24 protein-coding genes are annotated in these 26,964 nt (G+C 66.6%); 9 read left to right on the top strand and 15 right to left on the bottom strand.

All coding sequences use genetic code 11. The annotated features are described in order from the left end of the window. Positions 1 to 32: 32 nt before the first annotated feature. Positions 33 to 1,211, bottom strand: coding sequence for an acetyl-CoA C-acetyltransferase (locus tag QX073_RS17220; protein ID WP_315715177.1), 1,179 nt, complete (start codon positions 1,209 to 1,211; stop codon positions 33 to 35). Positions 1,212 to 1,593: 382 nt separating this feature from the next. Here QX073_RS17220 and phaR point away from each other — a divergent pair, with 382 nt between their 5' ends. Beyond that, on the top strand, positions 1,594 to 2,187 hold the full coding sequence (gene phaR / locus QX073_RS17215; protein ID WP_315751926.1) for a polyhydroxyalkanoate synthesis repressor PhaR: 594 nt from the start codon (positions 1,594 to 1,596) through the stop codon (positions 2,185 to 2,187). A 21-nt stretch (positions 2,188 to 2,208) separates the two neighbouring features. Here phaR and QX073_RS17210 read toward each other — a convergent pair whose 3' ends face one another. Further along, entirely contained in the window at positions 2,209 to 3,876 is a 1,668-nt protein-coding gene (locus QX073_RS17210) for a bifunctional diguanylate cyclase/phosphodiesterase (protein WP_316226117.1), read from the bottom strand. A gap of 367 nt (positions 3,877 to 4,243) precedes the next feature. On the opposite strand from QX073_RS17210, the gene QX073_RS17205 reads away from it, so the two are divergent. After that, a complete protein-coding gene (locus QX073_RS17205) occupies positions 4,244 to 4,465 on the top strand; it encodes a hypothetical protein (RefSeq protein WP_316226076.1) in 222 nt (73 codons plus the stop codon). 18 nt (positions 4,466 to 4,483) lie between these two features. Here QX073_RS17205 and QX073_RS17200 read toward each other — a convergent pair whose 3' ends face one another. The 3 genes from QX073_RS17200 to QX073_RS17190 form a co-directional block, all read right to left on the bottom strand. Further along, positions 4,484 to 5,209, bottom strand: coding sequence for a hypothetical protein (locus QX073_RS17200; RefSeq protein ID WP_316226075.1), 726 nt, complete (start codon positions 5,207 to 5,209; stop codon positions 4,484 to 4,486). Positions 5,210 to 5,396: 187 nt separating this feature from the next. Next, positions 5,397 to 5,579, bottom strand: coding sequence for a 50S ribosomal protein L32 (gene rpmF / locus QX073_RS17195; RefSeq protein WP_006610266.1), 183 nt, complete (start codon positions 5,577 to 5,579; stop codon positions 5,397 to 5,399). 168 nt (positions 5,580 to 5,747) lie between these two features. Further along, positions 5,748 to 6,419: a transglycosylase domain-containing protein gene (locus QX073_RS17190; protein WP_315751924.1), complete on the bottom strand. Its 672-nt coding sequence runs from the start codon at positions 6,417 to 6,419 to the stop codon at positions 5,748 to 5,750. A 185-nt stretch (positions 6,420 to 6,604) separates the two neighbouring features. Here QX073_RS17190 and QX073_RS17185 point away from each other — a divergent pair, with 185 nt between their 5' ends. Further along, the gene (locus QX073_RS17185) at positions 6,605 to 7,528 is read left to right on the top strand and encodes a farnesyl diphosphate synthase (RefSeq protein ID WP_315751923.1); all 924 of its coding nucleotides are present in this window, start codon (positions 6,605 to 6,607) and stop codon (positions 7,526 to 7,528) included. Between the two features lie 9 nt (positions 7,529 to 7,537). Further along, positions 7,538 to 8,230 (top strand): DUF1345 domain-containing protein, encoded by a 693-nt coding sequence (locus tag QX073_RS17180; RefSeq protein WP_316166273.1) that lies wholly within the window; start codon positions 7,538 to 7,540, stop codon positions 8,228 to 8,230. On the opposite strand, the gene QX073_RS17175 is transcribed toward QX073_RS17180, so the two are convergent. Continuing rightward, the gene (locus QX073_RS17175; protein WP_316191469.1) at positions 8,231 to 10,129 is read right to left on the bottom strand and encodes a caspase domain-containing protein; all 1,899 of its coding nucleotides are present in this window, start codon (positions 10,127 to 10,129) and stop codon (positions 8,231 to 8,233) included. Positions 10,130 to 10,348: 219 nt separating this feature from the next. Here QX073_RS17175 and QX073_RS17170 point away from each other — a divergent pair, with 219 nt between their 5' ends. Continuing rightward, positions 10,349 to 10,723 carry a nuclear transport factor 2 family protein gene (locus tag QX073_RS17170; protein WP_315825547.1) on the top strand — a complete coding sequence of 125 codons (375 nt, stop codon included), beginning with the start codon at positions 10,349 to 10,351 and terminating at the stop codon, positions 10,721 to 10,723. A 30-nt stretch (positions 10,724 to 10,753) separates the two neighbouring features. Next, entirely contained in the window at positions 10,754 to 12,361 is a 1,608-nt protein-coding gene (locus QX073_RS17165; protein WP_316226074.1) for a Na+/H+ antiporter, read from the top strand. 1,115 nt (positions 12,362 to 13,476) lie between these two features. Here the strand turns inward: QX073_RS17165 and QX073_RS17160 are convergent. The 4 genes from QX073_RS17160 to QX073_RS17145 all read right to left on the bottom strand — a co-directional run bounded on the left by QX073_RS17160 (position 13,477) and on the right by QX073_RS17145 (position 17,406). After that, positions 13,477 to 13,989 carry a GNAT family protein gene (locus tag QX073_RS17160; RefSeq protein WP_315751918.1) on the bottom strand — a complete coding sequence of 171 codons (513 nt, stop codon included), beginning with the start codon at positions 13,987 to 13,989 and terminating at the stop codon, positions 13,477 to 13,479. 460 nt (positions 13,990 to 14,449) lie between these two features. Beyond that, positions 14,450 to 15,751, bottom strand: coding sequence for a flavodoxin-dependent (E)-4-hydroxy-3-methylbut-2-enyl-diphosphate synthase (ispG, locus tag QX073_RS17155; RefSeq protein WP_315715167.1), 1,302 nt, complete (start codon positions 15,749 to 15,751; stop codon positions 14,450 to 14,452). A gap of 13 nt (positions 15,752 to 15,764) precedes the next feature. Then, positions 15,765 to 16,718 carry a DMT family transporter gene (locus QX073_RS17150; protein WP_315715166.1) on the bottom strand — a complete coding sequence of 318 codons (954 nt, stop codon included), beginning with the start codon at positions 16,716 to 16,718 and terminating at the stop codon, positions 15,765 to 15,767. Positions 16,719 to 16,914: 196 nt separating this feature from the next. Further along, on the bottom strand, positions 16,915 to 17,406 hold the full coding sequence (locus tag QX073_RS17145; RefSeq protein WP_315751916.1) for a Fur family transcriptional regulator: 492 nt from the start codon (positions 17,404 to 17,406) through the stop codon (positions 16,915 to 16,917). Between the two features lie 173 nt (positions 17,407 to 17,579). On the opposite strand from QX073_RS17145, the gene QX073_RS17140 reads away from it, so the two are divergent. From QX073_RS17140 to QX073_RS17130, 3 genes are read left to right on the top strand one after another with little or no spacing between them, the layout of a single operon-like run. Then, positions 17,580 to 18,059, top strand: a complete 480-nt coding sequence (locus QX073_RS17140) for a MarR family winged helix-turn-helix transcriptional regulator (RefSeq protein WP_316226073.1) — start codon at positions 17,580 to 17,582, stop codon at positions 18,057 to 18,059. Then, positions 18,052 to 19,209 carry an HlyD family secretion protein gene (locus tag QX073_RS17135; RefSeq protein WP_315715163.1) on the top strand — a complete coding sequence of 386 codons (1,158 nt, stop codon included), beginning with the start codon at positions 18,052 to 18,054 and terminating at the stop codon, positions 19,207 to 19,209. Before QX073_RS17140 ends, QX073_RS17135 begins: the two co-directional genes overlap by 8 nt. 4 nt (positions 19,210 to 19,213) lie before the next feature. Continuing rightward, a complete protein-coding gene (locus QX073_RS17130) occupies positions 19,214 to 20,770 on the top strand; it encodes an MDR family MFS transporter (protein WP_316226072.1) in 1,557 nt (518 codons plus the stop codon). Between the two features lie 263 nt (positions 20,771 to 21,033). Here the strand turns inward: QX073_RS17130 and QX073_RS17125 are convergent, their stop codons facing one another. The 5 genes from QX073_RS17125 to QX073_RS17105 form a co-directional block, all read right to left on the bottom strand. Continuing rightward, positions 21,034 to 22,725 carry a flotillin family protein gene (locus QX073_RS17125; protein ID WP_315751913.1) on the bottom strand — a complete coding sequence of 564 codons (1,692 nt, stop codon included), beginning with the start codon at positions 22,723 to 22,725 and terminating at the stop codon, positions 21,034 to 21,036. 36 nt (positions 22,726 to 22,761) lie between these two features. Continuing rightward, the gene (locus tag QX073_RS17120) at positions 22,762 to 23,412 is read right to left on the bottom strand and encodes an OB-fold-containig protein (protein WP_316195399.1); all 651 of its coding nucleotides are present in this window, start codon (positions 23,410 to 23,412) and stop codon (positions 22,762 to 22,764) included. A gap of 22 nt (positions 23,413 to 23,434) precedes the next feature. Further along, a complete protein-coding gene (locus QX073_RS17115) occupies positions 23,435 to 24,607 on the bottom strand; it encodes a PspA/IM30 family protein (protein WP_316226071.1) in 1,173 nt (390 codons plus the stop codon). A 257-nt stretch (positions 24,608 to 24,864) separates the two neighbouring features. Beyond that, the gene (locus QX073_RS17110) at positions 24,865 to 25,860 is read right to left on the bottom strand and encodes a phosphotransferase (protein ID WP_316226070.1); all 996 of its coding nucleotides are present in this window, start codon (positions 25,858 to 25,860) and stop codon (positions 24,865 to 24,867) included. 127 nt (positions 25,861 to 25,987) lie between these two features. After that, positions 25,988 to 26,881, bottom strand: coding sequence for a dioxygenase (locus QX073_RS17105; protein WP_316226069.1), 894 nt, complete (start codon positions 26,879 to 26,881; stop codon positions 25,988 to 25,990). Positions 26,882 to 26,964: the final 83 nt, after the last annotated feature.

Below are 26,964 nucleotides of genomic sequence, written 5' to 3'. Positions count from 1 at the left end.
AGGCTGAACGGTTCGCAGTCACTGCCGGCTTTTTAGTCGCGTGCAACGCACAGCGCGATGCCCATGCCGCCGCCGATGCACAGCGTGGCAAGACCCTTCTTCGCGTCGCGCTTCTGCATCTCGTGCAGCAGAGTCACGAGCACGCGCGCGCCGGACGCACCGATCGGATGGCCGATCGCGATCGCGCCGCCGTTGACGTTGACCTTGGCCGGATCCCAGCCGAGATCCTTGTTCACCGCGCAAGCCTGCGCGGCGAACGCCTCGTTGGCTTCGATCAGGTCGAGGTCGGCGATGTTCCAGCCGGCCTTCTTCAGCGCCGAACGCGACGCCGGGATCGGGCCGGTGCCCATGATCTTCGGGTCGACGCCGGCCTGGCCCCAGGACACGATCCGCGCCAGCGGGGTCTTGCCCTCCTTGGCCGCCTGCTTGGCGGTCATCAGCACCACGGCAGCCGCGCCGTCATTGATGCCCGACGCGTTGCCGGCCGTGACCGTGCCGTCCTTCTCGAACGCCGCACGCAGCTTGGCCATGGCCTCGATCGTCGCGCCATGACGCGGATATTCATCGGTGTCGACCACGGTGTCACCCTTGCGGCTCTTGACCGTCACGGGTGCGATCTCGTCCTTGAACCTGCCGGCCTTCTGAGCCGCCTCGGCCTTGTTCTGCGATGCAACGGCGAACTCGTCCTGCTGCGCGCGCGTGATCTGATATTGCTTCGCAACGTTCTCGGCGGTGTTGCCCATGTGATAGCCGTTGAAGGCGTCCCACAAGCCGTCCTTGATCATCGTGTCGACCAGATCGAGCGAGCCCATCTTCACGCCGGCGCGCAGATATTGCGCGTGCGCCGCCATGCTCATCGACTCCTGGCCGCCGGCGACCACGATGTCGGAGTCGCCATTGACGAGCGCCTGGTAGCCGAGCGCCACGGAGCGCAGGCCGGAGCCGCACAGTTGGTTGATGCCCCAGGCCGGGCTCTCGACTGGAATGCCGGCGGCGATCGAAGCCTGGCGCGCCGGGTTCTGGCCCTGCGCCGCAGTCAGGATCTGGCCCATAATGACCTCCGAGACGCGGCCCGGCTCGACGCCGGCGCGCTCCAGCGCGGCCTTGATGGCCACCGCCCCCAATTCGTGGGCCGGGACACTGGCGAAGGCACCGTTGAAACTTCCAACCGCGGTGCGGGCGGCGCTGACGATGACGACATCGTCTGACATGAGCATCTCCTGGGGTTCTTGATCTTGGACGTGAAAGCGAGGGCTTGAGACTCGAGGGTATTTGAAATGAAAATGATCTTTTCAGTTCACGGTCGTGCCGGCCCTCCGCAAGCCCTGGATTGGCGAGTGCGCAACCTTCGTCCTTCATCCTGTTAACGTCGTTGCGACATGTCAATTGGCGGCGTCAGCAATTCCTGTTGCAGCGCATTCAAATTGGGATGCTTGGCCGTTTCGTGGGCAAGATTTCTGCTGCGGGATTAACCGTTCCGCACAAAACCGTAGCCGAACTCGCTCGAAAGTGATTACGTTATTGCATTGCGTAGCTCTTCGCCCTGCGGCGACGCCGCCGGGTTCCCTGTTCTCGGTTTGCATGTGTGAGCTCATGGCGAAATCTGACCAACCCACCACAATCAAGAAATACGCGAACCGGCGGCTCTACAATACCGGGACGAGTACCTACGTGACCCTCGAAGATCTGGCCTCGATGGTTAAGAACGGGGAGGATTTCCTGGTCTACGACGCCAAGACTGGCGACGACATCACGCGGTCGGTCCTCGCGCAGATCATCTTCGAGCAGGAGAACAAGGCCGGCCAGAACCTGCTGCCGACCACGTTCCTGCGCCAGCTGATCCGCTTCTACGGCGACAGCATGCAGATGGTGGTGCCAAAGTACCTTGAGCAGTCGATCGATACCCTGACCCGGGAGCAGGAGAAATTCCGCAAGCAGATCGCCGACACCTTCAGCGGGACGCCGTTCGCGCCGCTCGAGGAGCAGGTGCGCCGCAACATGGAGCTGTTCCAGCAGACCTTCTCGATGTTCAAGCCGTTCACGCCGCCGGTGCGCACCGACGAGAAGGCCGCCGAGCCGGCCCCGGCCGCCGACGACAACATCGACGAGCTGCGCCGTCAGATGAAGGAAATGCAGGACCGGCTCGATCGCATGTCGGAGCCGAAGAAGGACGAGCAGCAAGGCTGACGCCGAAGGGCCGGCGGCTGATCAACCCGCCGCCGGCAGCTCCACCCTGCCGTTACCGATCCACGGCCGATCGACCGAGGCGAGGCCAATCACCCGGCCCTGGATGTAATCGCAGCCCCAGTCGCGCAGCAGCGCGACCGACGCCTCGTCCTGCACCCATTCCGCGACCGTCTTGATCTGCAGCCGTCGCGCCAGCTCGACCAGCGTCTGCACAAAGGCGCGGTCGTCAGCCGAGCGCACGAGATTCTGCACGAAGGCGCCGTCGATCTTGACGATGTCGACGCCGAGCTTGCGCAGATTGCGGAACGAGGTGTGCCCGGCGCCGAAATCATCGATGGCGATTCGGCTGCCGAGATCTTTCAGCCGCGTCACGAAGCCGCGGAGATCGTCGACGTCCTGGATCTCGACCGTCTCGGTGATCTCGACGATCAGCCGTTCGGCGACCCCAGGATGGGCGCGCATCATGGACTCGATCGAGGCCCACCAGTCCGGATCCATGGTGGTCTCGGGCGAGATGTTGAGGCTCAGGGTGACGTCGGGCGTGCTCGCGAGCTCCGCCACCACCAGCTCCAGAATGCGGTGATCGACCAGACGGATCAAACCGAGCCGTTCGGCGACTGGGACGACGTCCGGCGCCAGCAAGGCCCGGCCGTCATCCTGGCGCATCCGCACCAGGCATTCATAGAAGGCGGGCGCAAGCGTGTTGGCATTCACGACCGGCTCGAACGCTGTGACGATGCGCCGCTCATTGAGCGCGGTCACGATCTCGTCGGTGACGCGGATGTTGACCTTGCGCTGTGCGTCGCGCTCCACGTTCGGCCGCCAGGTCGAGAACGATCCGATGCGGCGGCGCTTGGCGGCGTCGAGCGTCTCATGGGCGCGGTTGACCGCTTCCTCGACCGAGCGGGCGTGACGGGGAACGCTCACGGCGCCGATCGTCGCGGTGACGGCGACCGGACCTGACTTGGTCGGCACTACCTCGTCGCGCACCGTCGCGAGAAAGCGCTCGGCCGCGGTGGTCATGTCGTCCATCGTACAGTTCTTCAGGATCAACCCGAACTTGTTGCCCGAGAACCGACCGAGCGTGTCGCCACCGCGGAGCCGGCCCCGGATGCGCTGGGCGATCTCCAGCACGACGCCGTCGGCGACGTCGAAGCCGAAGGCGTCGTTGATGCGCGCGAGATGATCGATGCCAACCAGCATGAAGGCGCAGGAGAAGCGGAACCGCTGCGACTCCTCGATCACCTCGGCAAGCGTCGCCAGCAGATGCGTCCGGTTCAGCTCGCCGGTCAGCGGATCGTGCCGTGACAGCTTGAGCAGCTGCTCCTCGCGGGCGTGGCGCTCGTTGTTGATCCGCACGATGCCCTGGGCACGCAAGGGCCGCCCCTCGGGGCCGGCGAACCAGCAGCCGGTCTCCTCGACCCAGATCAATGGCGCACCGGCGTGGGTGCGCACGCCATATTCGATCCGATACGGCGTGCCGGCGGCGCCATGCAGCGGCGTCGCCTGGAGCATGATCTCGGAGCGGATGCTGCGGTCCGGCTCGATCAGCTTGCTGAATTCGGCGCCGTTGCAGAGTTGTGGCAGCGGAACCTCGGCAAACACCGCCCCGACGTGATCGCTCCAGACGATCACGTCGCTCGCCAGATCCCAGACGAAGGCGGCTTGGCCCAGGGACGCCAGGATCATCGCGGTCTGTGGCAATTCGGATGTCAAGGTCGCCTCGTTTCGGCACAGGCCGGCAGGACCGGCGCTGATTTGGGAACGGCCAGCGCGCATCCGCGCGAGCGGCGGCGGCCGAGTTCGCGAATCAGACTACGCATCTCTGGTTAACGGAGAGCATGCCGAGGCGACGAGCGCGTGTCCGAGACGCGTCAACCATGTTTGGAACATGCAGCGCTCCAGAGCGCTTGGAACGGCATTGCTCTTGCGAGATCGAGGAGCGAAAGGCTCCGGCGTCCCAGAACGCGACAATCGCGCCGGCGGTGGTTGGACAATGTTAACGATTGATCAGGACGGCGATCGCCTGGATGGGTCGGAGGAGACCTCCCGCTCCGTGACGCTGCTGCCGAGCGATGCGAGCCATGACCGTCGCGCGCGGATCGTTCGCGCAGCACGCCCCGACGCCGGCTTCGTGACCCATCTGATCGCGACCGCCGAGCAGCTGCCGCAAACCCGCACGCTCAGGCGCGCGGCGGCTGCCGACGTCCACAGTGCCTATGCGGCGAGGCTTCAGCCGGTCACGCGTGCCGGCGGCCGGACCCGAGAAATGATCTGAGCGGCGCGCTCCTGCGCCTCAGGGCTTCGGCGTGTCGGGTTTGGGCGGCTCTGGCGCGCCCGGAGCAGCGGTCTCGGTCTCCTTTGCCTCCGCGACCCAGCCGGTCGTCGGCGCGGGAGCCGGCCGGGGGACCGAGCGGTCGAGCAGCACGGACTCGGCGACCGAAGCAGCAGCCGGCACGGCATCGATCGGCTCTTCAACGACGGGCGCGGCAGCATCCGCCTTCTGAACCTCCGCCTGCTCAACCTCCGCCTTGGCCGGTTCTTTGACCGATTCTCTGGCCGGCTCCTCGATCGGCTGAGGTTCCGAATCAGGCACGGTCGCTTCGGCCGGCGCCGGCACGGAAGCGGGAGCTGCGACGACTGAGCGGGCGGCGCGCTTGGTGCGCAGCGAGACTCCGCCGAAGAAATCGACCATCGCCAGCAGGGTCAGCAGCAGGAAGGTCGAATTCCCGAACTTCTGCCACATCGCGAATTCCGCCGCGGCGCCGCCGAAGACCAGCAGCGACAGCAGATGATCGGTCAGATATTTCCCGTTCGGCTTCGCCGCCTTGATGATTTCGAGCAGCAGCAGCAGCACGCCCAGGGCCAGCAGCATGTCGCCGAGCGAGATCGTCCAGACCTCGCCGGACGGAAGCTGAAGGCGCAGCAGCGTCTCGCTGAACGCGACCCCCGGCATCAGGAAGACGATCATGTTGTAGATCGCCAGCGGGATCAGCAGCAGCGGGAAACCGACCATGGACATCGGTTGAAGCCTTGGATGGCGCGGGCGGCGGCCCGGCGCAAAGTCAATCGGTGCGAAGATGAGACAGCGAGACGGGATCACGCGACACAGATACGCAACGGTCCCGGCGAATCACGTCGCACGGGACCGCTTTCAACCCCATCGATGGCCGAATTCGGGCAGCTTGGAAAACGGCCCGCGCGGACAATCAGGCGTCTTTCTTCTTCAGGACCTGGCGGCCCTTGTACATGCCGGTCTTCAGGTCCAGGTGGTGCGGACGACGCAGCTCGCCGGAATCCTTGTCCTCGACATAGGTCGGCTTCTTGATGGCGTCAGCCGAGCGGCGCATGCCGCGGCGCGACGGCGAAGTTTTTCTTCTGGGGACGGCCATATCGGTATCCTCTAGGGTATTTTTGCAAGGCATCGTCCGCAAAGGACGGCTGCAGCCATGAAGCTGGCGAGCCCGGATGCCGATCAAGGCCGCGCTTATAGAGGAAGGGGTGCGGCATGGCTAGGGCTCTCCGAGGCATTTTTGGCCAAAATTGCGCCCGCTCGGACCTCACCGCCGCTCCCCCCAGCAGGCCTGCAGGCTGGAGGCCTGGGCCCGCACCATGTAGGTCGCCGACAGCCGCCGCACACCCGGCCCCGGGGCCCGGGCGCTGCGCCGGACGGGGTTCGGCAGGATCGAGGCCATCAGCGCCGCCTCGCGCGGCCCTAAGCCAGCTGCCGAGCGGTTGAACGCGTAATTGGCGCCCGCCTCCACCCCGAACTGGCCGCTGGGACCGAGCTCGGCGATGTTGAGGTAGATTTCGAGGATGCGCCGCTTGCCGAGGACGAGGTCGATCCACAGCGCCAGCGGCAGTTCCAGCGCCTTGCGAACATAGCTGCGGCCCTGCCACAGGAACAGGTTCTTGGCGACCTGCTGGGTGATGGTCGAGCCGCCCCGCGAGACCTCGCCGTCCTCGGCATCGTCCATGACCTCGCGCAGCGCGCCCCAGTCGATGCCGTGATGGCTGCAGAATTTGGCATCCTCCGCGGCCACCACCGAGCGCGGCAAATACGGCGACATCGCCGAGAGGTCGATCCAGTGCCGCGTCACCGGCTGCCCCGTCACCGACCGCCACAGCATCAGGGTCGAGACGGGGTGACCCACGGCATAGAACGGCGTCAGCGCATAGGGCACGAGCAGCACCAGCACGGCGATCACGAGGATGGTTCTGACGGTACGCAAGGGCAGGCGTCGCTCGGTTGGGACCGCCGCAGGGGCAGACAATTGGCCGGGATTATCCGACATCTCGATGTGGTTTCCTGCTTTTTTCCGCCGTTACGGCCGAAAGCCGCCACCGCTCCGGCAATTGACGAAGTCGCCGCCATCAACGATTGTCCGGCGAATTTTGCCCCTGGAGCTCTTGTTAAATGACTGCGACGGCCCTCACCGACTTCACCCAACGCCTGGACAAGACCGCGGAAGAGACCGAAGCCCTGCTCGGCGAGCTCCTCGGCGATGCGCCGCTGGCGGACGAGATCATCAGGCCGAAGCGGCTGATCGAGTCGATGCGCTATTCGAGCCTGAACGGCGGCAAGCGGCTACGCCCGTTCCTGGTGGTCGAGAGCGCCGCCGTGTTCGGCGTCCCGCGCAAGGGCGCGCTGCTGACCGGCGCGGCGCTCGAATGCATCCACTGCTACTCGCTCATCCACGACGATCTGCCGGCGATGGACAATTCCGACCTGCGGCGCGGGCGTCCGACCCTGCACAAGGTCTATGACGACGCCACCGCGATCCTGGCCGGCGACGCACTGCTGACCATCGCCTTCGACATCATCACCCGCGACGAGATCCATCCCGATGCCGGCGTCCGCCTCGCTTTGACCCGGGCGCTGGCCCGCTGCGCCGGTGTCGGCGGCATGGCCGGCGGCCAGATCCTCGACCTCGCCGGCGAGGGCCGGTTCGGCGACAGCGGCCCGGTCGACGTCGCCCGCGTCCAGCAGATGAAGACCGGCGCCCTGCTCCGCTTCGGCTGCATCGCCGGCGCCCTGCTCGGCCAGGCCTCGGCGGCCGAGTACCAGGCGCTCGACGACTACGGCCGCGCTCTCGGCGAAGCCTTCCAGATCGCCGACGACCTGCTCGACGTCGAGGGCGATGCCGCCACCCTCGGCAAGCCGGCCGGTGCCGACGCCGAGCTCGGCAAGACCACCTTCGTCACCCAGCTCGGCGTCGAGGGCGCCAGGCAGCGCGTCCGCGACCTGCTCGCCCGCGGCGATGCCGCGCTATCGGTCTTCGGCGCCAAGGGCGACGTGCTGCGGGCCGCCGCGCACTTCGTCGCCGAACGCAAGAGCTGAGGCGAGGCATTGGGCGGAGTCCATCCCGACGATCCGGACCTCGCCCGCTTCACGCGGCTGCCGGCTGCGCTGCGCGTCATCTATGCCCGGCCGCGCACCTTCATATCGCTGGGCCTCGCGATCGTTGCGTTCTTCCTGCTGTCGCCGGCGCTGCGGCTGATCACGCGGCTCCTGATCAGCTGGGACATCTTCACCGCGCTCTACCTCGTGCTGGTCGCGGCGATGATGCTGCGCAGCGAGCATCATCACATCCGCCGCAAGGCGGTCATGCAGGACGACGGCCGTTTCGTGATCCTGCTGGTCACGGCGCTCGGCGCCTTCGCCAGCATCGCCGCGATCGTGCTCGAGCTCGGCGCTTCCAAGCGCGACGCTCCGGCGCTGACGCTGGCGCTGCTCACCGTCTCGCTGTCCTGGGCCGCGGTGCATGCGACCTTCGCCCTGCACTACGCCCATGACTACTACCGCGGCGCCAAGCCTGGGGGCCTGCAATTCCCGAGCGGCGACACGGACGAGCACGCCGACTACTGGGACTTCGTCTACTTCTCCTTCATCATCGGCATGACCGCCCAGGTCTCCGACGTCGGCATCACCGACAAGATCATCCGCCGCACCGCGACCGTGCACGGCATCATCTCGTTCGTCTACAACACCGCGCTGGTCGCCCTGATGGTCAACATCGCCGCCAGCGTAATCTCGTCCTGATCAGTTGCACACCTCGACGCTGGCATTATTGGCGGGTCCGCCGCCGCCGCGATATTCCAGCCGGCAGCCGGGCCTGACGGCGCGGCACAGATAGGCGTCGCAATAGATCTGCCCGCCCGACTTCGGCGGCCGGGCGGCTTGCGTCTGCGGCCTGGTGTAGCCCGGGGCCGTCCCGACGCCGAGACCGCCACCACCTCCGATCCCAACCCCGACGCCCGCACCAGGAGCCGGCATCGGCAGGCCGGCCTCCGGCGCCGCACGGGCGCGGCGGCGCGACGGCACATCTTCGTCGCTGCCATCGCGCTTGGCGACCGGCTTCCTGTCGCGCCGCTTCTCGCATTCATTGTCGTCGTTGACGAACGAACCCTCGGCGCAAACGATGCGGGCGCAGCGGTCGCCGTCCGGCTTGGTGCCATGCTGGCAGACCAGCGGGCAGACGCGCGCCTGCTTGAGCTTGATCGCCTGCAGCGCATCGGCCGAGGCGGCCTGGGTATCGAGCTTGGTGCCGGCATAGCGGTTGAACTGCGACAGCGAGCGGCGCGAGGCCGAGCCCCAATCGCCATCGGCATCCTCGGTGAGGCAGCCGACGCGGCGCAGCTCGAGCTGCACCGACTTGGCGAGATCGGCGGGCTGCGCGGCCGGGGTGAGCGAGGCGACCTGGCCCTGCTGCGGTGCTGCGGGCGTGGGCGCGCCGGGCGAGGTCGCCGCGCGCGGATTGTCGAGCGCCGCGAGCTGCTGCTCACCGCGCTTCTTCTCGGCTTCGGCCGCCTGCTGCTGCGCCACCTGATTGGCCTTCTCAGCGACAATCCGAGCCTGCTCCGCCGCCCTGGCCTCGGCCTCCGCCTTGGCGAGCGTCTCCTTGCGCGCGCCCTCGGCGGCGAGCCGCGCCCGCTCGGCCTCGGTGGCGCGGGCCTTTTCGGAAGCGGCGGCGCGATTCTCCTCGGCGGCGAGCTTGTCGAGCTGCAACTTGGCAAGGCTGGCGTAGAATCCGTCGGGATATTGCGCCAGGAAGGCGTTCAGCGCGCCCTTGTTGCCGACCTGCATCGCGAGCTCGTAATCGCGCCGGATGTCGGCCTGCGGGCTCGGCGGCGGCGTCACCGGCATCTGTGTCACGACGCGCGGCACGCCGGGAACCAACGGCACGTCCTCGCCGCCGAGCGAGCCGTACACGAACGGCTCCTGGCGGTTGGCGGTCGCTTTCAGCACCTCGTCGCGGACGAAGCCGAACGCCTTGCGGACGTCGAGGCCGGGGGTCGCGATGTGCCGCGACAGCGCCAGGGTGAACGGCGAGTTCTTGCCGTCGCCGTCCTGCGCGGTCGAGCCGGCCTTGGCGGAATAGGCGATCAGCGTATTCGGGCTGGTCGGCTCGACCTTGGCGAGGCCGCGGCCGAGGCTGCGGGTCGCCACCGTCCGCTGCATGTTGCGCGTGAACGGGTTGTCGCGGCAGGCGTCGAGAATGACCAGGCGCAGCTTCTTCGCTGGCTCGACGGCGACCAGAATACGGTCGAGCGACAGCGTCTCGTCATAGACGTCGGTGTCACGCTCGAGCCGGGCGTCGATCGGGATCAGATAGTTCGCCCCTTCGACCTCCATGCCGTGGCCGGCGTAGTAGACCACCGCAATATCGGCATCGCGGGCGGCGTCGGCGAAATCGCGCAAGGCCCGCCTGGTCTCCCGCGCGGTCAGATCGCGCCGGTAATCGACGACATCGAAGCCCGCGCTCTTGAAGGTCGCCGTCATCACCGCGCCGTCATTGGCGGGGTTCGTCAGTTGCGGCACGTTCTGATAGGCGGAATTGCCGATGACGAGCGCCACCCGCTTGTCGGCGAGCGCGGGGTGGCCGACCAGCAGCAGCGCTGCCGCCAGGATGTAACCGCCCAATCGAAGTGACCAAGACATCGTACCTACCCCCTACCGCTGGGAGACCTGCTGGGACCTGCCTATCAGAGTGCAGCCCATTAGGCTTGTGACCGGGATCACGCAGATTTATTCCCGATCGACCTGGCCTCGGCCATTATAGTCTGTCGCTGGCGCAATGACGCCAGTTCATGCCTTGCCAAGCGCCGTTTTGCATCGAAAATGCGATCCTTGTTTGTCCAGGTTCCCAGGGAGTTGGCCGTGAGCACAGACCGTTCCACCGTCGAGGCCGTCGTTCAGGGCTATTTCGATGCGCTCTACGAGGGCGACGCCGACAAGCTCGGTGCCGTGTTCCACCCCACCGCTGACCTGCGCTGGGTCGAGAATGGCGAACTCAAGATCCTGACCGTGCCGGACTGGCTGGCCTGGGTGCGCAAGCGCCCATCGGCCAAGGCTGAGGGCAAGCCGCGCGAGGACTTCATCGTCACCATCGATCGTTCGGACGACAAGACGGCCTTCATCAAGGTGCGATGCCAGCTGCCGCCGCGCTTTTTCACCGATTATCTCGTGGCGATGAAACTGAAGGACGGCTGGCAGATCGTGTCGAAGTCCTACCGCTACGACCTCCGGGATTGACGCCGGCGCGACGACGCCAAGCCCCCAGCCATGGAAGCTCACTTTCAGATATTCCTGATCCTGCTGGCCGTGTTGGCGGGAACCGCACTTCTTGCACGGCGGGCCAACCTGGCGCCGGCGATCCTCCTGATGCTCGCCGGCATCGCGCTCGCCTTCGTGCCGACGATGCCGGCGTTCGCGCTGCCGCCCGAGCTCGTGCTGCTGGTGGTGCTGCCGCCGCTGATCTATTCGTCGAGCGTCGCGATGAGCTGGCGCGAGTTCAAGGGCAATCTGCGGCCGATCGTGCTGCTCGCGGTCGGCTGCGTGATCTTCACCGCCTCCATGGTGGCCACCGCGACCCACTATCTTCTCGGCCTGCCCTGGAGCCTCGGCTTCCTGCTCGGCGCCATCGTTGCGCCGCCCGACGTGGTGGCGCCGCTCGCCATCGCCCGCCGGCTGCACCTGCCGCGCCGGGTCATGGTCATTCTCGAAGGCGAGGGCCTCGCCAATGACGCGACCGCGCTGATCCTCTATCGCTTCGCGGTGGCCGCCATCACCACCGGCGCCTTCTCCTTTCCGGTCGCGGCCGGCGAGTTCGGCCTGATCGTGGTCGGCGAGATCGCGTTCGGCATCGGCGTCGGCTGGCTGATGCTGCGCGCCCGGCACTATGCGCGCGACCCGCAGGTCGAGATCACCCTGTCCGTGCTGACGCCCTACCTCGCGTTCTGGATCCCCGAGCATGTCGGCGGCTCCGGCGTGATCGCGACGGTGGCCTGCGGCCTCTACATGAGCTGGAACGGACCGCTGTGGATCTCCTCGGCGACCCGCCTGCAGGGCATCTTCTTCTGGGACCTGATGATCTACCTCATCGAGGGCATGCTGTTCCTGCTGACCGGCTTCCAGATGCGGCTGATCTACGAGAAGTCGAAGGTCTTTCCGCTCGACGACATCATGATCGCGACCGCGCTGGTGCTCGCCATCGTCGTGATCGCGCGCTTCGCCTGGACCTTCCCGGCGACCATCCTGCCGCGCCTCCTGAGCAGTTCGCTGCGCGCGCGCGATCCGCTGCCACCGTGGCGGCAGACCTTCATCATCGGCTTCACCGGCGTGCGCGGCACGGTCTCGCTCGCCACCGCGCTGGCGCTTCCGCTGACGCTGTCGACTGGCGACGCGTTTCCCTATCGCGACCAGATCCTGTTCATCGCCTTCGGCGTGATCTTCTTCACCCTGATCGGCCTCGGCCTGACCCTGCCGGCCGTCGTGCAGTGGCTCGGGGTCGGCAACCAGGGTCGCGCCGAGCATCAGCGCGAGCATGAGCAGGAGATCGCGGCCCGGCGCGAGGCGCTCGACGGCGCCTTGCGGTCGCTGGAGACGATGACCAGCGATCGCGAGCTGTCGGACGAGGTGGTGCGGCTGCTGCGGGCGCGCCACGAGGTCCGGACCAACCAGCTCCCGGAAGGTCTGAAGCCCGAGGACAACGACGCATCCGCGCTCGGCATCGAGCTGACCCGCGAGCTGATCACGGCGGAACGCAAATTCATCCATGTGATGCTGCGCGACGGCAAGATCACCGACGAAACCCGCCGCCGCATCGAGCGCGATCTCGATCTGGAGGAAGCGAGCCTCGCCAACCGGTCGTATGGCGAGCTGCCGTTGTAGGCAGGTGAGTTGCAGAGCGCGGTCTTGCAGCATGCATGCCGTCATTGCGAGCGCAGCGAAGCAATCCAGGGCCGCGCAAGGATTCTGGATTGCTTCGCTGCGCTCGCAATGACGGCTATGGCCCGAGCCGTTTCCCAAACCACCACTGTCATCCCGGCGAACGCCGGGATTCATAACCACAAGCGCTTGGTGGGTCGCACATCTCGCAGGGCCAGCGTGGCTCACATCGGCTTCGGTGTGAATGGATCCCAGGTCGGCGCCGCACCAACGCATGCGCGTTGGCCCGCTTGCCCGGGACGACAGCGGAGGTTGTCGAACATGGCGCCTCATCCTCGCGCCCGCTTTTCGCGTCCGAGCGTTGATCAGTTTCGCCCTCTCTCGTCGGAGGGCGCAGGGAAGGCCGGGCCCCGACTGAGGCCCGTGGCCCGCCTGCGAAAAGAATGCAGGCGGCAGGTACCACAGGTTCAGCCGGACAAGACCCGGCCTTCCCCGCGCGATGGTTTTAACGGCTGCTTCGCATTCTCCCCGGGGACCGGGCTTGTTTGCCCCCGTCACCAGCGGATCATCACCGCCAGCTTGGCATCAGCATCGGGATGTCAGGACCATGCGACTTGACCGTCCGCGCCATGACGTTCGTCCGCAAGCACTGAAGCTCGCTGCGCCACGTCGCGTCCACCGCATCCCGCCTCCACGTTCGTGACGACCGCGAAGCGCCCCTCGTGAGTGAGGCGGGACGGGCGGAAGCATCGATCTGATTTGCCCGACGGCACAAGGCCCGGAGGTGCGACATGGTAACGCGACGGGCACATCAGCGCTGGCTGCGCCTGCACCGGCGCAGAAGGAAGCAGGCGCTCTCCACGCGTCATTCCGGAGCGCGCGGAGCGCGAGCCCGGAATCCATAGCCACAAGCGGTTACGAGGAGGCGGGATGCCTGTGGCGCCCATCTTCGACCAACGACCGCCTGTGGTTATGGATTCCGGGCTCATTCGCGCTGCTTCAAAATGGCTTCGCCATTTTGCGCGCGAATGCCCCGGAATGACGGCGCGGAGAGAGCCGGGCATAATTTCATCGATGTCAGGTGCTGCACGCGAATGACACGTGCGCAACGCACATCCTCACCGCTCGATCATCCAGCGCGTCACCGCCTGATGGTAGTTCATCGGACCCGGCACGGTCTTGTAGGTCTTCAGGTAACGGAAGCCGGCCTTTTGCAGCGCGCGGTTGGGGGCGGTGTTGTAGGCGTGCGGCTCGCAGAACAGCTGCTTGAGCCGCAACCTCTCGAAATAGAAATCGATGCTGCGGCGGACGCATGCGGTGCCGAGGCCGCGGCCGCGCAGCTCCGGTTCGGTGACGTGCAGGTGCATGTGGGCGCGGTTGCCGTAGACGATGCGGTCGCAGCTGGAAAAGCCGATGGCGCGGCCGTCGAGCCGCCAGATCACCAGCAGCGCCGCGCGCTCAGCCAACGGCGTCTCGTACAGGGTCTGGAAGAGTCCGGCCCACACCGGCCTGGTCGGCATCCGCGTCGGGTCGATGCCCATCAGGTCGAGTTGCTCGATGCTCGACGAATAGAAGTAGTCGATGACCAGCGAGGTCTCGGCAAGTTCCATTTCGCGGATATCGAGATTCATCGAGGCGTCCTCTTCAGCAGGCCTCAAGGTGCTGATCATGCGGGCAGCAGTGGGGCGGCGCCGGCGCGTCCGATTACGTCGGCTGCAGCCGATCCGCGCGCGAAAATTTCAGACCGCGGCGCGCGGCACAAGCAGCCGTCGGTTGCAGGTCGGCTGTCGCTCTCACGGCAGGCCGATTGGACATGGAATCTAGCTGCGGACTCGTTCTCAAGCTCCCCGCCTGCGACAGAGCGATCGCATATGACGATCGGAGTTGTGCGCCCGTCTGCTGCCACATCGTCATGGCCGGGCTCGTCCCGGCCATCCACGCCGCTCGGCATCCCCGGAATGACGTGGATGCCCGGGACAAGCCCGGGCATGACGGAGTAACGAATGGTCAGGCCTTCTCGCCGCAAGCAACCGCGCGATCAACCCAGCGGACAGGAGGCGCCGCTGGCTGAGCCGGGACCAGCGTGCCGCCCTACTCCGCCGCGGTCACGTTCTCCGGCGCTTTCGCGCCGCTGCCGTATCGCTGGTCGATGTAGTCGATCACCAGCGCCTTGAAGTCGGCGGCGATGGTGGGCCCGCGCAGGGTGCGGAACTTCTTGCCGTCAACGAAGACCGGCGCGGCCGGGGCCTCGCCGGTGCCCGGCAGGGAGATGCCGATATTGGCATGCTTGGATTCGCCGGGGCCGTTGACGATGCAGCCCATGACGGCGACGTTGAGCGCCTCGACGCCGGGATATTGCGTCTTCCAGGCCGGCATCTCCTCGCGGATGAAGTCCTGGATCGAGCGCGCCAGCTCCTGGAACGTGGTCGAGGTGGTGCGGCCGCAGCCGGGGCAGGCCGCGACCAGCGGCACGAAGGTGCGGAAGCCCATGGTCTGCAACAGCTCCTGCGCGACCTGCACCTCGAGCGTGCGGTCGCCGCCGGGCTCGGGCGTCAGCGAAATGCGGATGGTGTCGCCGATGCCCTGCTGCAGCAGGATGCCGAGCGCCGCCGAGGAGGCGACGATGCCCTTCGAGCCCATGCCGGCCTCGGTGAGGCCGAGATGGATGGCGTAGTCGGAGCGTGCGGCGAGGTCCTGATAGACCGCGATCAGGTCCTGCACGGCCGAGACCTTGGCCGACAGGATGATGCGGTCCTTCGGCATGCCGAGCTCCTGGGCCCGGGCGGCCGACAGCAATGCCGACTGCACCATGGCTTCGCGCATCACCGCGCGCGCATCGCGCGGGTTCGCGGAGGCGGCGTTCTCGTCCATCAGCTTGCTGAGCAGCTCCTGATCGAGCGAGCCCCAATTGGCGCCGATGCGCACCGGCTTGCCGTATTTGTTGGCGAGCTCGATGATGGTCGAGAACTGCGTGTCCCGCTTGTCCTTGAAGCCGACATTGCCGGGATTGATGCGGTATTTCGCCAGCGCCTCGGCGCAGGCCGGATAGTCGGTCAGCAGCTTGTGGCCGATATAGTGGAAGTCGCCGATCAGGGGCGTGGTGATGCCGCGCTTGTCGAGCTGCTCGCGGATCTGCGGGACGGCCGCGGCGGCCTCCTCGCGGTCGACCGTGATGCGGACCATCTCGGACCCGGCGCGCGCCAGCGCTGCAACCTGGGCCACCGTCTGGTCGACGTCGGCGGTGTCGGTGTTGGTCATCGACTGCACCACGATCGGGGCGCCGCCGCCGACGGCGACGTTGCCGACCATGACGCGGGTGGTCCGATGCCGGGGAGCGGGTCCGGCGACATCGGACGCTGAGGTGTTCTCGGTCAGGATCTCGGGCTTGTTCATGGGCGCTCGGATATCAGGTTTTGGTGACATTCAGCAATGGATCAGTCGCGGCCAGGACCACGCGGTTCGGGCGGTTTACGAGAAAAAGCCCAACGATCACAAGCACGGCAGCCAGGCCAAAGGCCAGCGTCAGGGCGTCATGCAGGATGAAATAGCTCGCCACCACCCCGAATAAAGGGGTGATGAAGGTAAATGCCGACAATTTGCTGGCCGAGTAGGCCTTGATCAGGGCGAACCAGATCGTGAACGTGGTCCCGACCACCCAGATCGACTGGTAGGCCATCAGGCCGATCACGAACGGGCTGGGAACCTGGGTCAACCGCTCCCCGGCAATGAGGGCCGCCAGCGCCATGATCGGGACGGAGACCGCCACCTGGTACCCCAATGCCCGCTCGGGCGCGATGAAGCGCAGCCGGGTGCCTTTGACGAACACCGTGGTCACACCCCAGAGCAGGCCGCCGCCGACCACCAGGAGATCGCCGAGCAGCACGCGGCCGTCGACATCGGCCTGGGGAATGCCGATCGCCAGCGCCACACCGGTGAAGCTGAGCGCCAGCCCGCCCCATTGCGCCGGCCCCATCCGTTCGCCGAGGAAGCGGAACGAGCCGAGCGCGACGAAGAACGGCGCGGTATACAGGAACACGATGGCGCGCGACGCCGAGGTCAGCAGCAGGCCCTGATAGATCAGCACGAATTCCAAGCCGAACAACAGGCCTGCCACCAGGCCGAGCCCCAGCGTGCCGTCGCGCTCGAACATCTTCACGCCGCGCACCCGCGCGAACACCAGCAGCACCGGCAGCGCACCGAGCGAACGGAAGGTGGCCTGCAGCAGCGGCGGAATTTCAGGCAGCGCGAGCTTCACGGCGATCTGGTTGAACGCCCAGGACAGGCACAGCACGAGGATGACGGCGATCGCGCCCAGGCCGAGCGGCCGGGTCGCGGCGGATGAGGTTGACGTTGCGGACACGAGGACGTTGGCTCCCTGGCGCGTTTCGTTTTCTGGACCGCCATCAAGGTGTGGTCAGCTTTGTCTTGGTCGGTCGGAGATGATGCGGACGTAGAGCGGCGGTGCTGGCCTCTGACTGCGCGCGCACCGGTCTCGCGCAGAAACTCGAATACGACGGTCATTCACACGTGTACAGCTTGCGCCGCAGTGAGCGTTCTCACGCCGCCTTCTGGCAATGGGCGCACAGCCCGGTGATCTCGACGACCGACAGTTTCGGCGTGAAGCCCGATGCCGCGGCGGCCAGCTTCAGGCTTTCGGCGATCGGCGCCGCCGGAACCTCGCCGACGGCGCCGCAGCTCTCGCAGATCAGGAACGCCACCAGCGCGGTCTGCTCGTGGTCATGGGCGCAGGCGAGGAAGGCGTTGCGGCTCTCGATGCGGTGCACCAGGCCGTTCGCCATCAGGAACTCGAGCGCGCGATAGACTGTGATCGGCGCCGGCCGCGCGGCGACCTTGGCAAGTTCCTCGATGATCTCGTAGGCGCCGAGCGGCCGGTGGCTCGACAGCAGCGCCTCCAACACCTGGCGGCGCTGCGGCGTGAACTTCTGGCCGCGCTGGGCGCAGATGCGCTCGGCATGGTCCAGGGCATCGGCCGCGCAGCGGCCATGGTCGTGATCCGGCGCCGGGAAGGTGGGCTTTGCGAGGGTCATTGCCGACAATCTAGCATCTCGGGCCGGTCTCGCCAAAGGCCGCGGCCGAGCCATGCATCTGCGGCGGGGCGGGTGCGCTCGGCAGGGCCATCAAATATTCATAAGCTTGCTTATCATATCCGAGGCTCATTACAGCCAAAGCTTAGTTCCCCCTCTTGGAATCGAGATCAGCCATGACCCGCACGTCGGTGGACGTGAACTTCCTGTTTACGCTCGGCGAGCTGCAGCGCCTGGTGCGCGCCTATGCCGACAAGGAGGCGGCGCGCTTCGGCATGACCCGCGCGCAATGGGCCGTGCTGGCGAAGGTCGAGCGCTACGAGGGGATGAAGCAGTCCGAGCTCGCCGAGCAGATGGAGATGCAGCCGATCACGCTGACACGGCTGATCGACAAGCTCGCCGAGGCCGGGCTGATCGAGCGGCGCGGCGACGACAGCGACCGTCGCGTCAACCGGCTCTATCTGAAGAAGACCGCGCGCCCGCTGCTCGCGAAGCTCGCGGTGCTGCGCAGCGATCTGACCGACACCGCCCTCCAGGGCATCAGCGCCGGTGATGCCGAGCGGCTGATGACCCATCTCGAAGCCATCAAGGAAAACGTGAGAAACGCCCTGCAGTCGCTGTGCGACGAGCAGCGAAAGGAGCAGCGCTATGGCTGAGCCCGCCCTGAAACTCGCCCCCGACCAGAAGGCCAGCCCGGATGCGGCGCCGCCCGCGGCCGCCGACGCGAAGCCGGCGCGCCCCGGATTGCTGCGCCGCTACCGTCGCACGCTGCTGCTGGTCGTGCTGCCCCTTGTCGCCGCCATCGGCGGCCTCGTGCTGTATCTCAATGGCGGCCGCTACGTGACGACCGACGACGCCTATGTCGGCGCCCAGAAGGTGCTCATCACCCCCGACATCTCCGGCAAGATCGTCAAGGTCGTCGTCAAGGAAGGCCAGCAGGTGCAGAAGGGCGACGAGCTGTTCGAGATCGACCCCGTGCCCTATCGCCTGGCGGTCGACCAGGCCAAGGCGGCGCTGGAGCAGGCGCGCATCAGCTATGACAACCTCACCGCCAACATCAAGATCTACGGCCAGATGCTCGATCTCGCCCAGCAGGGCATCGACCTGAAGCAGAAGGACGTCGAGCGCAAGCAGACGCTCGCCAAGAGCAATTTCGGCTCGCAGCTCGACCTCGACAATGCCGCGAATGCGCTGGTGACCGCCGGCGCACAGGCGCAGTACATCAAGCAGCAGCTGTCGAACGCGAAAACGCAGCTGCTCGGCAATCCCGATCTGCCGCTGGAGCAGTTCCCGCCTTACGTCCAGGCAAAGGCCAAGCTGGACGACGCGCAGCGCGACCTCGACCACACCACCTTGCGCGCGCCGATGCCGGGCATCGCGACGCAGGTCGACCAGATCCAGCTCGGCCGCTTCGTGGCCGCGGGCACGCCGGTGTTCTCGGTGATCGACATCAGCAATCCCTGGGTCGACGCCAACCCGAAGGAGAGCGACTTCACCTATGTCGCGGTCGGCCAGCCGGTCGAGCTCGACGTCGATGCCTTCCCCAACCACCGCTTCAAGGGCACGGTCGGCTCGCTGTCGCCGGGCACCGGCGCGCAGTTCGCGATCCTGCCGCCGCAAAATGCAAGCGGCAATTTCGTCAAGGTCGTGCAGCGCGTGCCGGTCCGGATCTATTTCGACAAGGCCGACAGGTTCGTCGCGAAGCTCAAGGCCGGCATGAGCGTCAACGTGTCGATCGATACCGGCCACGAGCGCACGCTGGCCGGGCTGTTCGGATCGGCGCACGCGGCGGACAAGGACGAGTAGCGTCATGACCGCGCCTGCGGCCTCATCCGCAGTTCCGGGCCTCCGCCGGAACATGGTGACGATCTGCGCCATGACGGCGACGATCATGCAGGCGCTCGACACCACCATCGCCAACGTCGCGCTGCCCTACATGCAGGGCACGCTGTCGGCCTCGCAGGACCAGATCAACTGGGTGCTGACGTCCTACATCGTCGCGGCCGCGATCATGACCGCTCCGGTGGGATGGATCGCCAACCGCTTCGGCCGCAAGCGCACCTTCATCGTCTGCTCGGCCGGCTTCACCATCGCCTCCGTGATGTGCGGGCTCGCCCAGGACATCACCCAGATGGTGCTGTTCCGCCTCCTGCAGGGCGTGTTCGGCGCCTCGCTGGTGCCGCTGTCGCAGGCGGTCATGCTCGACTCCTACGCGCTGCATGAGCGCGCCAAGGCGATGGCGATCTGGGGCATGGGCGTGATGCTCGGCCCGATCATGGGGCCGTCGCTCGGCGCCTGGCTGACCGAGACCTATTCCTGGCATTGGGTGTTCTTCGTCAACCTGCCGTTCGGCGCCGTGACCGTGCTCGGCCTGATGGCGTTCATGGAGGAGACCAAGCCGAACGCGGAGCTGACCTTCGACTGGTTCGGTTTCGCGGCGCTCGCCATCGGCATCGGCTCGCTGCAGATCGCGCTCGACCGCGGCGAGGATCAGGGCTGGCTGGAGAGCAACGAGATCATCATCGAGTTCATCATCGCCGCCGTCGGCTTCTATTACTTCCTGGCGCATTCGCTGACGACGCAGCGGCCGTTCATCCAGTTCGCGCTGTTCAAGGACCGCAATTTCGTCGGCGGCTGCGTGTTCATGACGGTGATGGGCCTCGTGCTGTTCTCGACCATGGCGCTGTCCTCGCCGTTCCTGCAGAACGTCATCGGCTATCCCATCATCACCGCCGGCGTGCTGCTCGCGACCCGCGGCTGCGGCACCTTCGTCGCGATGATGCTGGTCGGGCGGATGCTGCGCTATATCGAGGCGCGCACGCTGATCATCGTCGGCCTGGCGCTGACCGCAGCGTCGCTGTTCCAGATGACGGCGTGGACCGACCAGACTGGCGTGCCCGAGATCATCACCATCAGCATCATGCAGGGGTTCGGCTTCGGCCTCGTGTTCGTGCCGCTTTCGACCGTGGCATTCCTGACCTTGCCGGGCGAGTTGCGGACTGATGGAACCTCGATGCTGACCCTGGTGCGAAATGTCGCAAGCTCGATCGGCATCTCGATCGCGATCGCGCAGCTCACCGAGGGAACACGGCGCAACCACGCGATCCTGGTCGAGCACATCAACCCGTTCAATCACGCGCTGCAGATGCCCAATGTTGCCGGCCTCCTGAACCTGTCCACCGATGCCGGGCGCGCGATGGCCGACGCGATGGTGACCGTGCAGGCGCAGATCCTGGCATTCTCGCACGACTACCAGCTGGTCATGACGTTCATCCTGGTCTCGATCCCGCTCGCGGTCATGATCGGCTCGACGCGCACCGCGTTGCGCGCGCAGTCCGCCCCGGCCGACCACGCCGTGATGGAGTGACTGCTTCCCCGCGACGGAAAATGCGCGCGCTGTCGAGACAGGGTGGGGGCGGGATAGCAAAAAGGTGACCGCGACGTGATGGATTTGTAACTTCAATCCGGCGCGTTTCCGGCTATCTTCTGCTCACCCCACTCGGTTCTCTGCGTATGAGTTGCGCGCAGGGACTGCACCTCATGAGCGCCCCACTCGTGATGTGCCGGGCGGGGGCGGTGGCTCCTCCAGCGCCGCCCCCAGCCCCGGGGCCTCCCTTTTCACATTTTGGCCTACGGCTTCTGCAGCGGCTCGATCTTCGCCGGTGCGGCAGCGGGCCTGGCCTCGGCCGTCGGCAGGATCACGCCGGCCAGCGCCTGCACCGGATCGTCGCCGGGCTTGAAGCCGGACTGCACCAGGATCTCGTCGATCAACGGCTTCAGCGCGTGCACGCGCAGCAGTTCGCCGGCGAGGCCTTCGCCGAAGCCGACATTGCCGCCGGCACCGCCGTTGCCGCCGAACGCGCCGCCGGTGTGCAGGATGCGCACGTCCTTCAGATTGGCGATCGGCTTGACCATCTCGCCGAGCGCGGCCGGCATGGTCGCGATGCGCTGCTTGGCGAGCTCGAAATCGATCACGTTGCTGCCGAGCTTGTTCTGGGCTTCGTTCTTCATCAGGATGACCGCGGCTTCCGCCTCGCCGATCTGGCGCACGCCGACGGCCTTGATCTTGTTGGCCTCGGCCTCCGCTTCGGCCAGGGTCTTGGCCGCCGCGCCGCGATCGACCGCGGCGCGCTTTTCTGCCTCGGCGGCAACGGTAATGCCGGTCGAGCGCTGCTCGGCCTCTTTCCGCGCCGCCATGACCGCGGTCTGACGCTCGCGGTCGGCGATCTCGATGGCGCGCGCCGTCGTCACCTTTTCCTCCGCAGAGACCGCGAGCGCCTCGGCCGCCTTGGCGACCGCGCGCGCCTCCGAGGTTTCCTTGCTCTTGGTCGCGATCTGGATGTCGTTGTCCTGCGTTGCGATCTGGATCTCGCGGTCGGCGTCGGTCTTGCGGCGGTTGATCGCGAGATTGCTTTCGATCGCCGCGGTCTCGCGCACCTTCAAGGCTTCCGCCTCGCGCTGCGCGATCTTCTGCTGCGCCTCGATGCGCGCATTCTCCTCGGTCTGCCACGCCGTCTGCGTCGCGCTTGCGACCTCGGCGCGGGTGCTCGCGGTCTTGTTGGCGATGTCGCGCTCCTGGCTGAGCTCGGCCTCCTTCTTGGTGCGCTCGATCTGGAGCGTGAGCTGGCGCGCCTCGAGGTCCTTCTGCGCGATCGCGACCTCGTTGTCGCGTACGATCGCGTTGCGGTCGCGGCGCCGCGTCTCGGTGACCGTCTTCAACAGCGTCAGGCCTTCGGCGTCGAAGAAGTTCTCGGCGTTGAAGAACGAGATGTCGGTCTGGTCGAGCTTGGTCAGCGAGACCGATTCCAGCTCCAGGCCGTTGGACTGCACGTCGGCCTCGACTGCGGCCTGGACGTGCTTGACGAAATCCGAGCGCTTCTCCTGCAGGTCCAACAGCTCCATCGTCGCCGCGACCGAGCGCAGGCCGTCGACGAACTTGGCCTCGACCTGGTCGCGCAGCAATTCGGCATTGTTGGTGACGGCGCCGAGCGTCTGCGCCGCCAGTGCGATCGAATCCACGTCGGGCTTCACGCGCACGTAGAACTCGGCGTCGATGTCGACGCGCATGCGGTCCTTGGTGATCAGCGAATCCTTCTTCGAGCGCTCGACGCGGAGCCGCAAGGTCTTGAGGTTGACGCGCGCGATGGAGTGGAAGATCGGCAGCACCACGGCGCCGCCGTCGAGCACCACCTTCTTGCCGCCCAGGCCGGTACGCACGAACGCCTCGTCGCGGGTGGACCGATGGTAGAGAACGGCAAAGACAGTGCCGAGAACGACCAGCAGCACAACGCCGATCGACGCAGGCAGAACCAGATCAAACATGGGATTTACTTTCGGGTTGAGGAAAGTGTCTTGGAACTAAGGTGTCTTGGAGTTCGTGAGCTCGTCGGCTGCGGCGATCGCGATGAAGCGGCCATCCTTGCGGTCGACGAGGAGAACCGACGCGCCCACCGGCAAGGACGGCGAGCCCGGCGCGGCCGAGGCCGTCACCATGTGCCAGTTGCCGTGGACGTCCTTGACGCGGACGCGGCCGGGCAGCCCGCCATCGAGCGGGCCGACCGCCACCTCGCCGGTGCGGCCGACGAGATCGGACAGCCCGACCGCATAGCTCTCATCCTGCGGCACCAGCCGCGCCGCGTAGCGCGTCGAGCGCCGCAGCAGCGGCACCGTGACGACGGCGGCGAGCACGCCCGCGGCCGTTGGCGGCAACGCCACCGCCACCAGCCGCGCGGCATCCTGGATCAGAAAGCCCGTGATCGAGAAGATGCCGAGCGCGAGCAGGATGCAGATCATCAGCGGCACGCCGCCGACATTGATCCAGGACAGCACGTGGCCGACGCTGGTGCTGTGGCCGTCGTGACCGAGATCGACGGTCTGGCCGAGCAGCTCGCTGATCGACAGGCCGATCAGCATCGAGCCGATCTCGACGCCGCCGACCAGAACGATCATCACGGCGGCAATCGCGAACGGCCGCACCTCGGGTTGCATGAAATGGTCGACGATGGTCATGGGACGACGCGCCCCCGCCCGCTCAATTCTGCGATTTCAGCCGCGCCAGCCGCTCGGCGATGTCCTTGTCACGCTTCAGCTTCGACAATTCGTCGATGTCGGGCGACGGCGGGATGCCTTCCGGCACGCCGGTGGCGCGGGCGATGACGCGGGAGGCGCGCGCGGCCTTGGCGAGGCCGGCATCCGGCCCTTTGCGCGATGTGGCCTTCGGCTGGTCGGCGAGCGCCTCGCTGCGTTCGAGTTCGGCGAGACGCGCCTGCGCGTCCTGCAGGCTCGACAGAATCGCACGCAGGGTCGTCAGCACCGCATCGATGCGCTCGGCATTCTCGTCGATCGCCTTCGACAGCACCTCGAACTGGGCTTCGAGATCCATCTGCCGGGCGATGCCGGCGCGGGCGAGATCGTCGCGGTGCTCGACGATGGCGACGCGGATCTGCTCGGCCAGCACGGTCGTCTCGCGCTCGATCTCGGCGCGGCGTGCATTGAGCCGATATTCCTCCGCGCGCGCATGCGACAGGCTCTCGCGCGATTCGCGCTCGGCCTGCTCGATCTCGCGGATCGCCTGGCTGACCAGCGCGACCCGGTTCTTGTCCTCGGCCTTTTCGATCGCTCCATAGGCGATCCCGGCGATGAGGCGCCCGGCGCGTGACAGGAGCGTGTCGGGAGCCGGCGCGTGTTCGGCGAGCATGACGTGGTCCTTTCGTGGGCTGACTGTTGGGCTGAGACGAGCGTGTGACGTTGCGGTAACGCCGAAATGGACTTCGAAGTCATCTTGGTCCGTGCGCACGAGCTGCGCCGGCGTCGCGTGCGGCCAGCCCGCGACGTAGCCGGTCACCTCGAACGGGATCGCGAAGCGACCGCGCGCGGTGCCGAGCGACAACATGCCGGCATTCCTGACATTCACCAGACGGTCGTCGAGCGGCAGCCGCGGGTTCGAGGCGGCGCGATAGGCGGCACGGTCGCGCAAGCCGAGCGTGACGAGGCGCGACGGCAGCCGCGTGGCCTTGCGGATCGGGTCGTAGGCATGGCCGTGCAGCGTGACGAGATTGGCGCCGATGCCTTTGCCAGCAGCGATCTCGTCGAGCATGTCCATCATCCGGGCATAGTCGGCGAAGGTCGCCTCGATCGCGTCCCGCGCCTCGGGGGAGAGGAGCAGACGGTAGCGAACAGCCTGATCGTAAGTGCTTCCGGCCATCGGGAACGATAAAGCACAATATCCGTGCTTTAGCAAGCCAGCTCCCGATCCAAGAACGCCGCTCCCGTCCGTGACCATGTCGAACGCCATGCCCATGCCGATATGTCGCGCCGATGCTGGCCGGCGGTTTAAGGCCGGCGAACAATCTCTGGTGATCGTTAAGGGGGCTGCTAGCGACGCCGGCAAATGCACCGCAGTGACGTGTAGCGACAAAGACCTCGCCGCGCGCGTGCGGCCCTGTCGCGAGGGAAGCGCCGTCAGTCCAGCAATTCGCGGCAGCCGAGATCGTCGAACGCAAGGAAGATGCGCTCGAGATTATTCCACCAGATCACCGGCGGGAGCTGGATCGCCCATTGCCAGACCGGCTGGGCGATGTGCCAGAGCACGGCGAGACGATAGTCCTGATCCAGCGCCGCCCTATCGTAGCCGGTCACACCGCCTGCGACCAATGTCTGATGATAGCTGTCGAGCAACGGCCGCTCGATCCGCGCCCGACGGTCGGGATAGATTTGCAGCGCGATCATGTAGGCGAGATCGTTCGCGGGCACGCCGATCCGCCACTGGTCGAAATCAAAGGCGCGCACGTCGTCGCTGTCGGCGGCCTTCGGCACCAGAAAATTCCAGACATGCGCGTCGCCATGCGCCATGCTGAGGTTTCGCCGCGACAGATAGCGTTCCGAGAGCCGCGGCGTCGCCGCCATCAGGCGTTCGTAGACCGCGCGGCGGTCCGCGCTCAGGCGGTCTCCCAACTGATCGGCGAAGCGCTGATAGTGGCCGGCAAAGGTCCTGCTGCGCTCGGCGCGCTCGTCCGCGGTCGCGAAGCTGCCGATGGACACGCCGAGCCGCGGATCGTCCCACCACGCCGCATGCAGCCGCGCCAGCGCCCGCACGATCCCCTCGGCCTGGGGCAGCGCGGGCGGCAGCGGCCATGGCGTCGCCGTCTGGTGCGTGTCGGTGAGATCCTCGAGCAGCAAGTGCCAGGTGAGCGCGGCTTCGTCCCACGCGCCGCCGTAAGAGCCGGGCACCAGGCCCGTCGGCATGAGCCGCGCCAGTCCGCGATAAAAATTGACCTCGTGGCGCCCGCCCCGCCACAGCGTCTTGGCGAAGGCCGGCATCGGGATTTTCAGGATCAGCGTCTTCGGCGCGTCCGGGGCCGCGCCGCTATACGACAAGCCAAGGCGGATGATGCGCGACAACAGCATCGGCCGGTCGCTGATCACGGCGACGTCCGAGACCGCGCCGGACTCGAGCACACCCGCTCACGCATCGTCGCCGTCAACGCGGCGGGCTTGGCAACGGACGGCAAGTCGGTGGAGGACATGTGGGCGCCGTCCCTTCAGGGTTGCAGCTTGCCCACACTAGCATGGATATTCCGAATCGCTACTTGATCGGCGCGCGCGGCAGCACGGTGTCGCCGATCTCCAACCGGTAGACGTGATCGAGCGAATACCAGGGCGTGGTGACGTCGGCGTCCGTCGGATGCGGCTCGTCGTGGCGGACGAAATTGCCGAGCAGCGCCTTCGTGACGCCGAACTGCACGTCGCTGTCGATGTGCGGGTCGTTGGGGTCGTAGACCTGCGAGATCAGGACCTTGAATCCCGGCTTGACGATCAGCGCATGCAGATGCGCCGGGCGATAGGGATGGCGGCCCTGCGCCTTCAGCAGGCGGCCGACGACCCCGTCGGTCGGGATGGGATAGCCGACCATCATCACCGAGCGAAACCAGAAGCGGCCATCGGCATCGGTCACGAGCTTGCCGCGCAGGTTCATGTCGGCCTGATCGGGATCCTGGTTCTCGTAGTAGCCGACCGGCGAGGCGTGCCAGACGTCGACCTCGGCGCCGGCGACCGGCGCGCCGTTCGGATCGACCACGCGACCGTGCACGAACAGCGCCGGGCCTGATGTCGCCGAGCGCACGATCGAGCCGCCGTTATCAGTGCGCGGCGAGTTCAACCGCCAGAACGGGCCGAGCAGCGACTGCGCGGTCTCGGTGTTGCCGCCATCGCCATTGTTGAGCAGGCAGACCAGCGGCGAGACGCCGAGCGAGCCGGCCATCAGCACGACTTCGTTGTGGCTGTCGTTGGTGCGCTGACCGAGTTCGGCGATGATGGCGGCGGCTTCGCGAAATTCGACCTCGGTAAGCCTGACATCGCGGACGAAGCCGTGCAGGTGCTTGATCAGCGACACCATGATCTCGCGCAGCCGCGGGTTCTCGGTGCGCTCCATCACCGCCAGCACCGCCGGCGTGACGTCCTGTTCGCGGGAGATGGTCATCGTCAGGACTCCGTCATTCCGGGGGCGACGCGCCAGCGTCGAACCCGGAATCTCGATATTGCAGGACTCATCTCCAGATTCCG

Source organism: Bradyrhizobium sp. SZCCHNS3052 (genome assembly GCF_032484495.1).
Classification (GTDB): Bacteria; Pseudomonadota; Alphaproteobacteria; order Rhizobiales; family Xanthobacteraceae; genus Bradyrhizobium.
The sequence above is the reverse complement of the archived record's forward strand: the minus strand, read 5'-3'. Positions and strand labels throughout refer to the sequence as shown.

Bases quoted from the DNA above. Each gene is read 5' to 3' on its own strand.
- QX073_RS17130 (WP_316226072.1), top strand. From the start codon at position 19,214: ATGACCGCGCCTGCGGCCTCATCCGCAGTTCCGGGCCTCCGCCGGAAC.
- phaR (WP_315751926.1), top strand. From the start codon at position 1,594: ATGGCGAAATCTGACCAACCCACCACAATCAAGAAATACGCGAACCGG.
- QX073_RS17185 (WP_315751923.1), top strand. From the start codon at position 6,605: ATGACTGCGACGGCCCTCACCGACTTCACCCAACGCCTGGACAAGACC.
- QX073_RS17120 (WP_316195399.1), bottom strand. From the start codon at position 23,412: ATGACCATCGTCGACCATTTCATGCAACCCGAGGTGCGGCCGTTCGCG.
- ispG (WP_315715167.1), bottom strand. From the start codon at position 15,751: ATGAACAAGCCCGAGATCCTGACCGAGAACACCTCAGCGTCCGATGTC.
- QX073_RS17115 (WP_316226071.1), bottom strand. From the start codon at position 24,607: ATGGCCGGAAGCACTTACGATCAGGCTGTTCGCTACCGTCTGCTCCTC.
- QX073_RS17160 (WP_315751918.1), bottom strand. From the start codon at position 13,989: ATGAATCTCGATATCCGCGAAATGGAACTTGCCGAGACCTCGCTGGTC.
- QX073_RS17105 (WP_316226069.1), bottom strand. From the start codon at position 26,881: ATGACCATCTCCCGCGAACAGGACGTCACGCCGGCGGTGCTGGCGGTG.
- QX073_RS17210 (WP_316226117.1), bottom strand. From the start codon at position 3,876: ATGATCCTGGCGTCCCTGGGCCAAGCCGCCTTCGTCTGGGATCTGGCG.
- QX073_RS17125 (WP_315751913.1), bottom strand. From the start codon at position 22,725: ATGTTTGATCTGGTTCTGCCTGCGTCGATCGGCGTTGTGCTGCTGGTC.
- QX073_RS17220 (WP_315715177.1), bottom strand. From the start codon at position 1,211: ATGTCAGACGATGTCGTCATCGTCAGCGCCGCCCGCACCGCGGTTGGA.
- QX073_RS17165 (WP_316226074.1), top strand. From the start codon at position 10,754: ATGGAAGCTCACTTTCAGATATTCCTGATCCTGCTGGCCGTGTTGGCG.
- QX073_RS17135 (WP_315715163.1), top strand. From the start codon at position 18,052: ATGGCTGAGCCCGCCCTGAAACTCGCCCCCGACCAGAAGGCCAGCCCG.
- QX073_RS17200 (WP_316226075.1), bottom strand. From the start codon at position 5,209: ATGTCCATGGTCGGTTTCCCGCTGCTGCTGATCCCGCTGGCGATCTAC.
- QX073_RS17175 (WP_316191469.1), bottom strand. From the start codon at position 10,129: ATGTCTTGGTCACTTCGATTGGGCGGTTACATCCTGGCGGCAGCGCTG.
- rpmF (WP_006610266.1), bottom strand. From the start codon at position 5,579: ATGGCCGTCCCCAGAAGAAAAACTTCGCCGTCGCGCCGCGGCATGCGC.
- QX073_RS17140 (WP_316226073.1), top strand. From the start codon at position 17,580: ATGACCCGCACGTCGGTGGACGTGAACTTCCTGTTTACGCTCGGCGAG.
- QX073_RS17145 (WP_315751916.1), bottom strand. From the start codon at position 17,406: ATGACCCTCGCAAAGCCCACCTTCCCGGCGCCGGATCACGACCATGGC.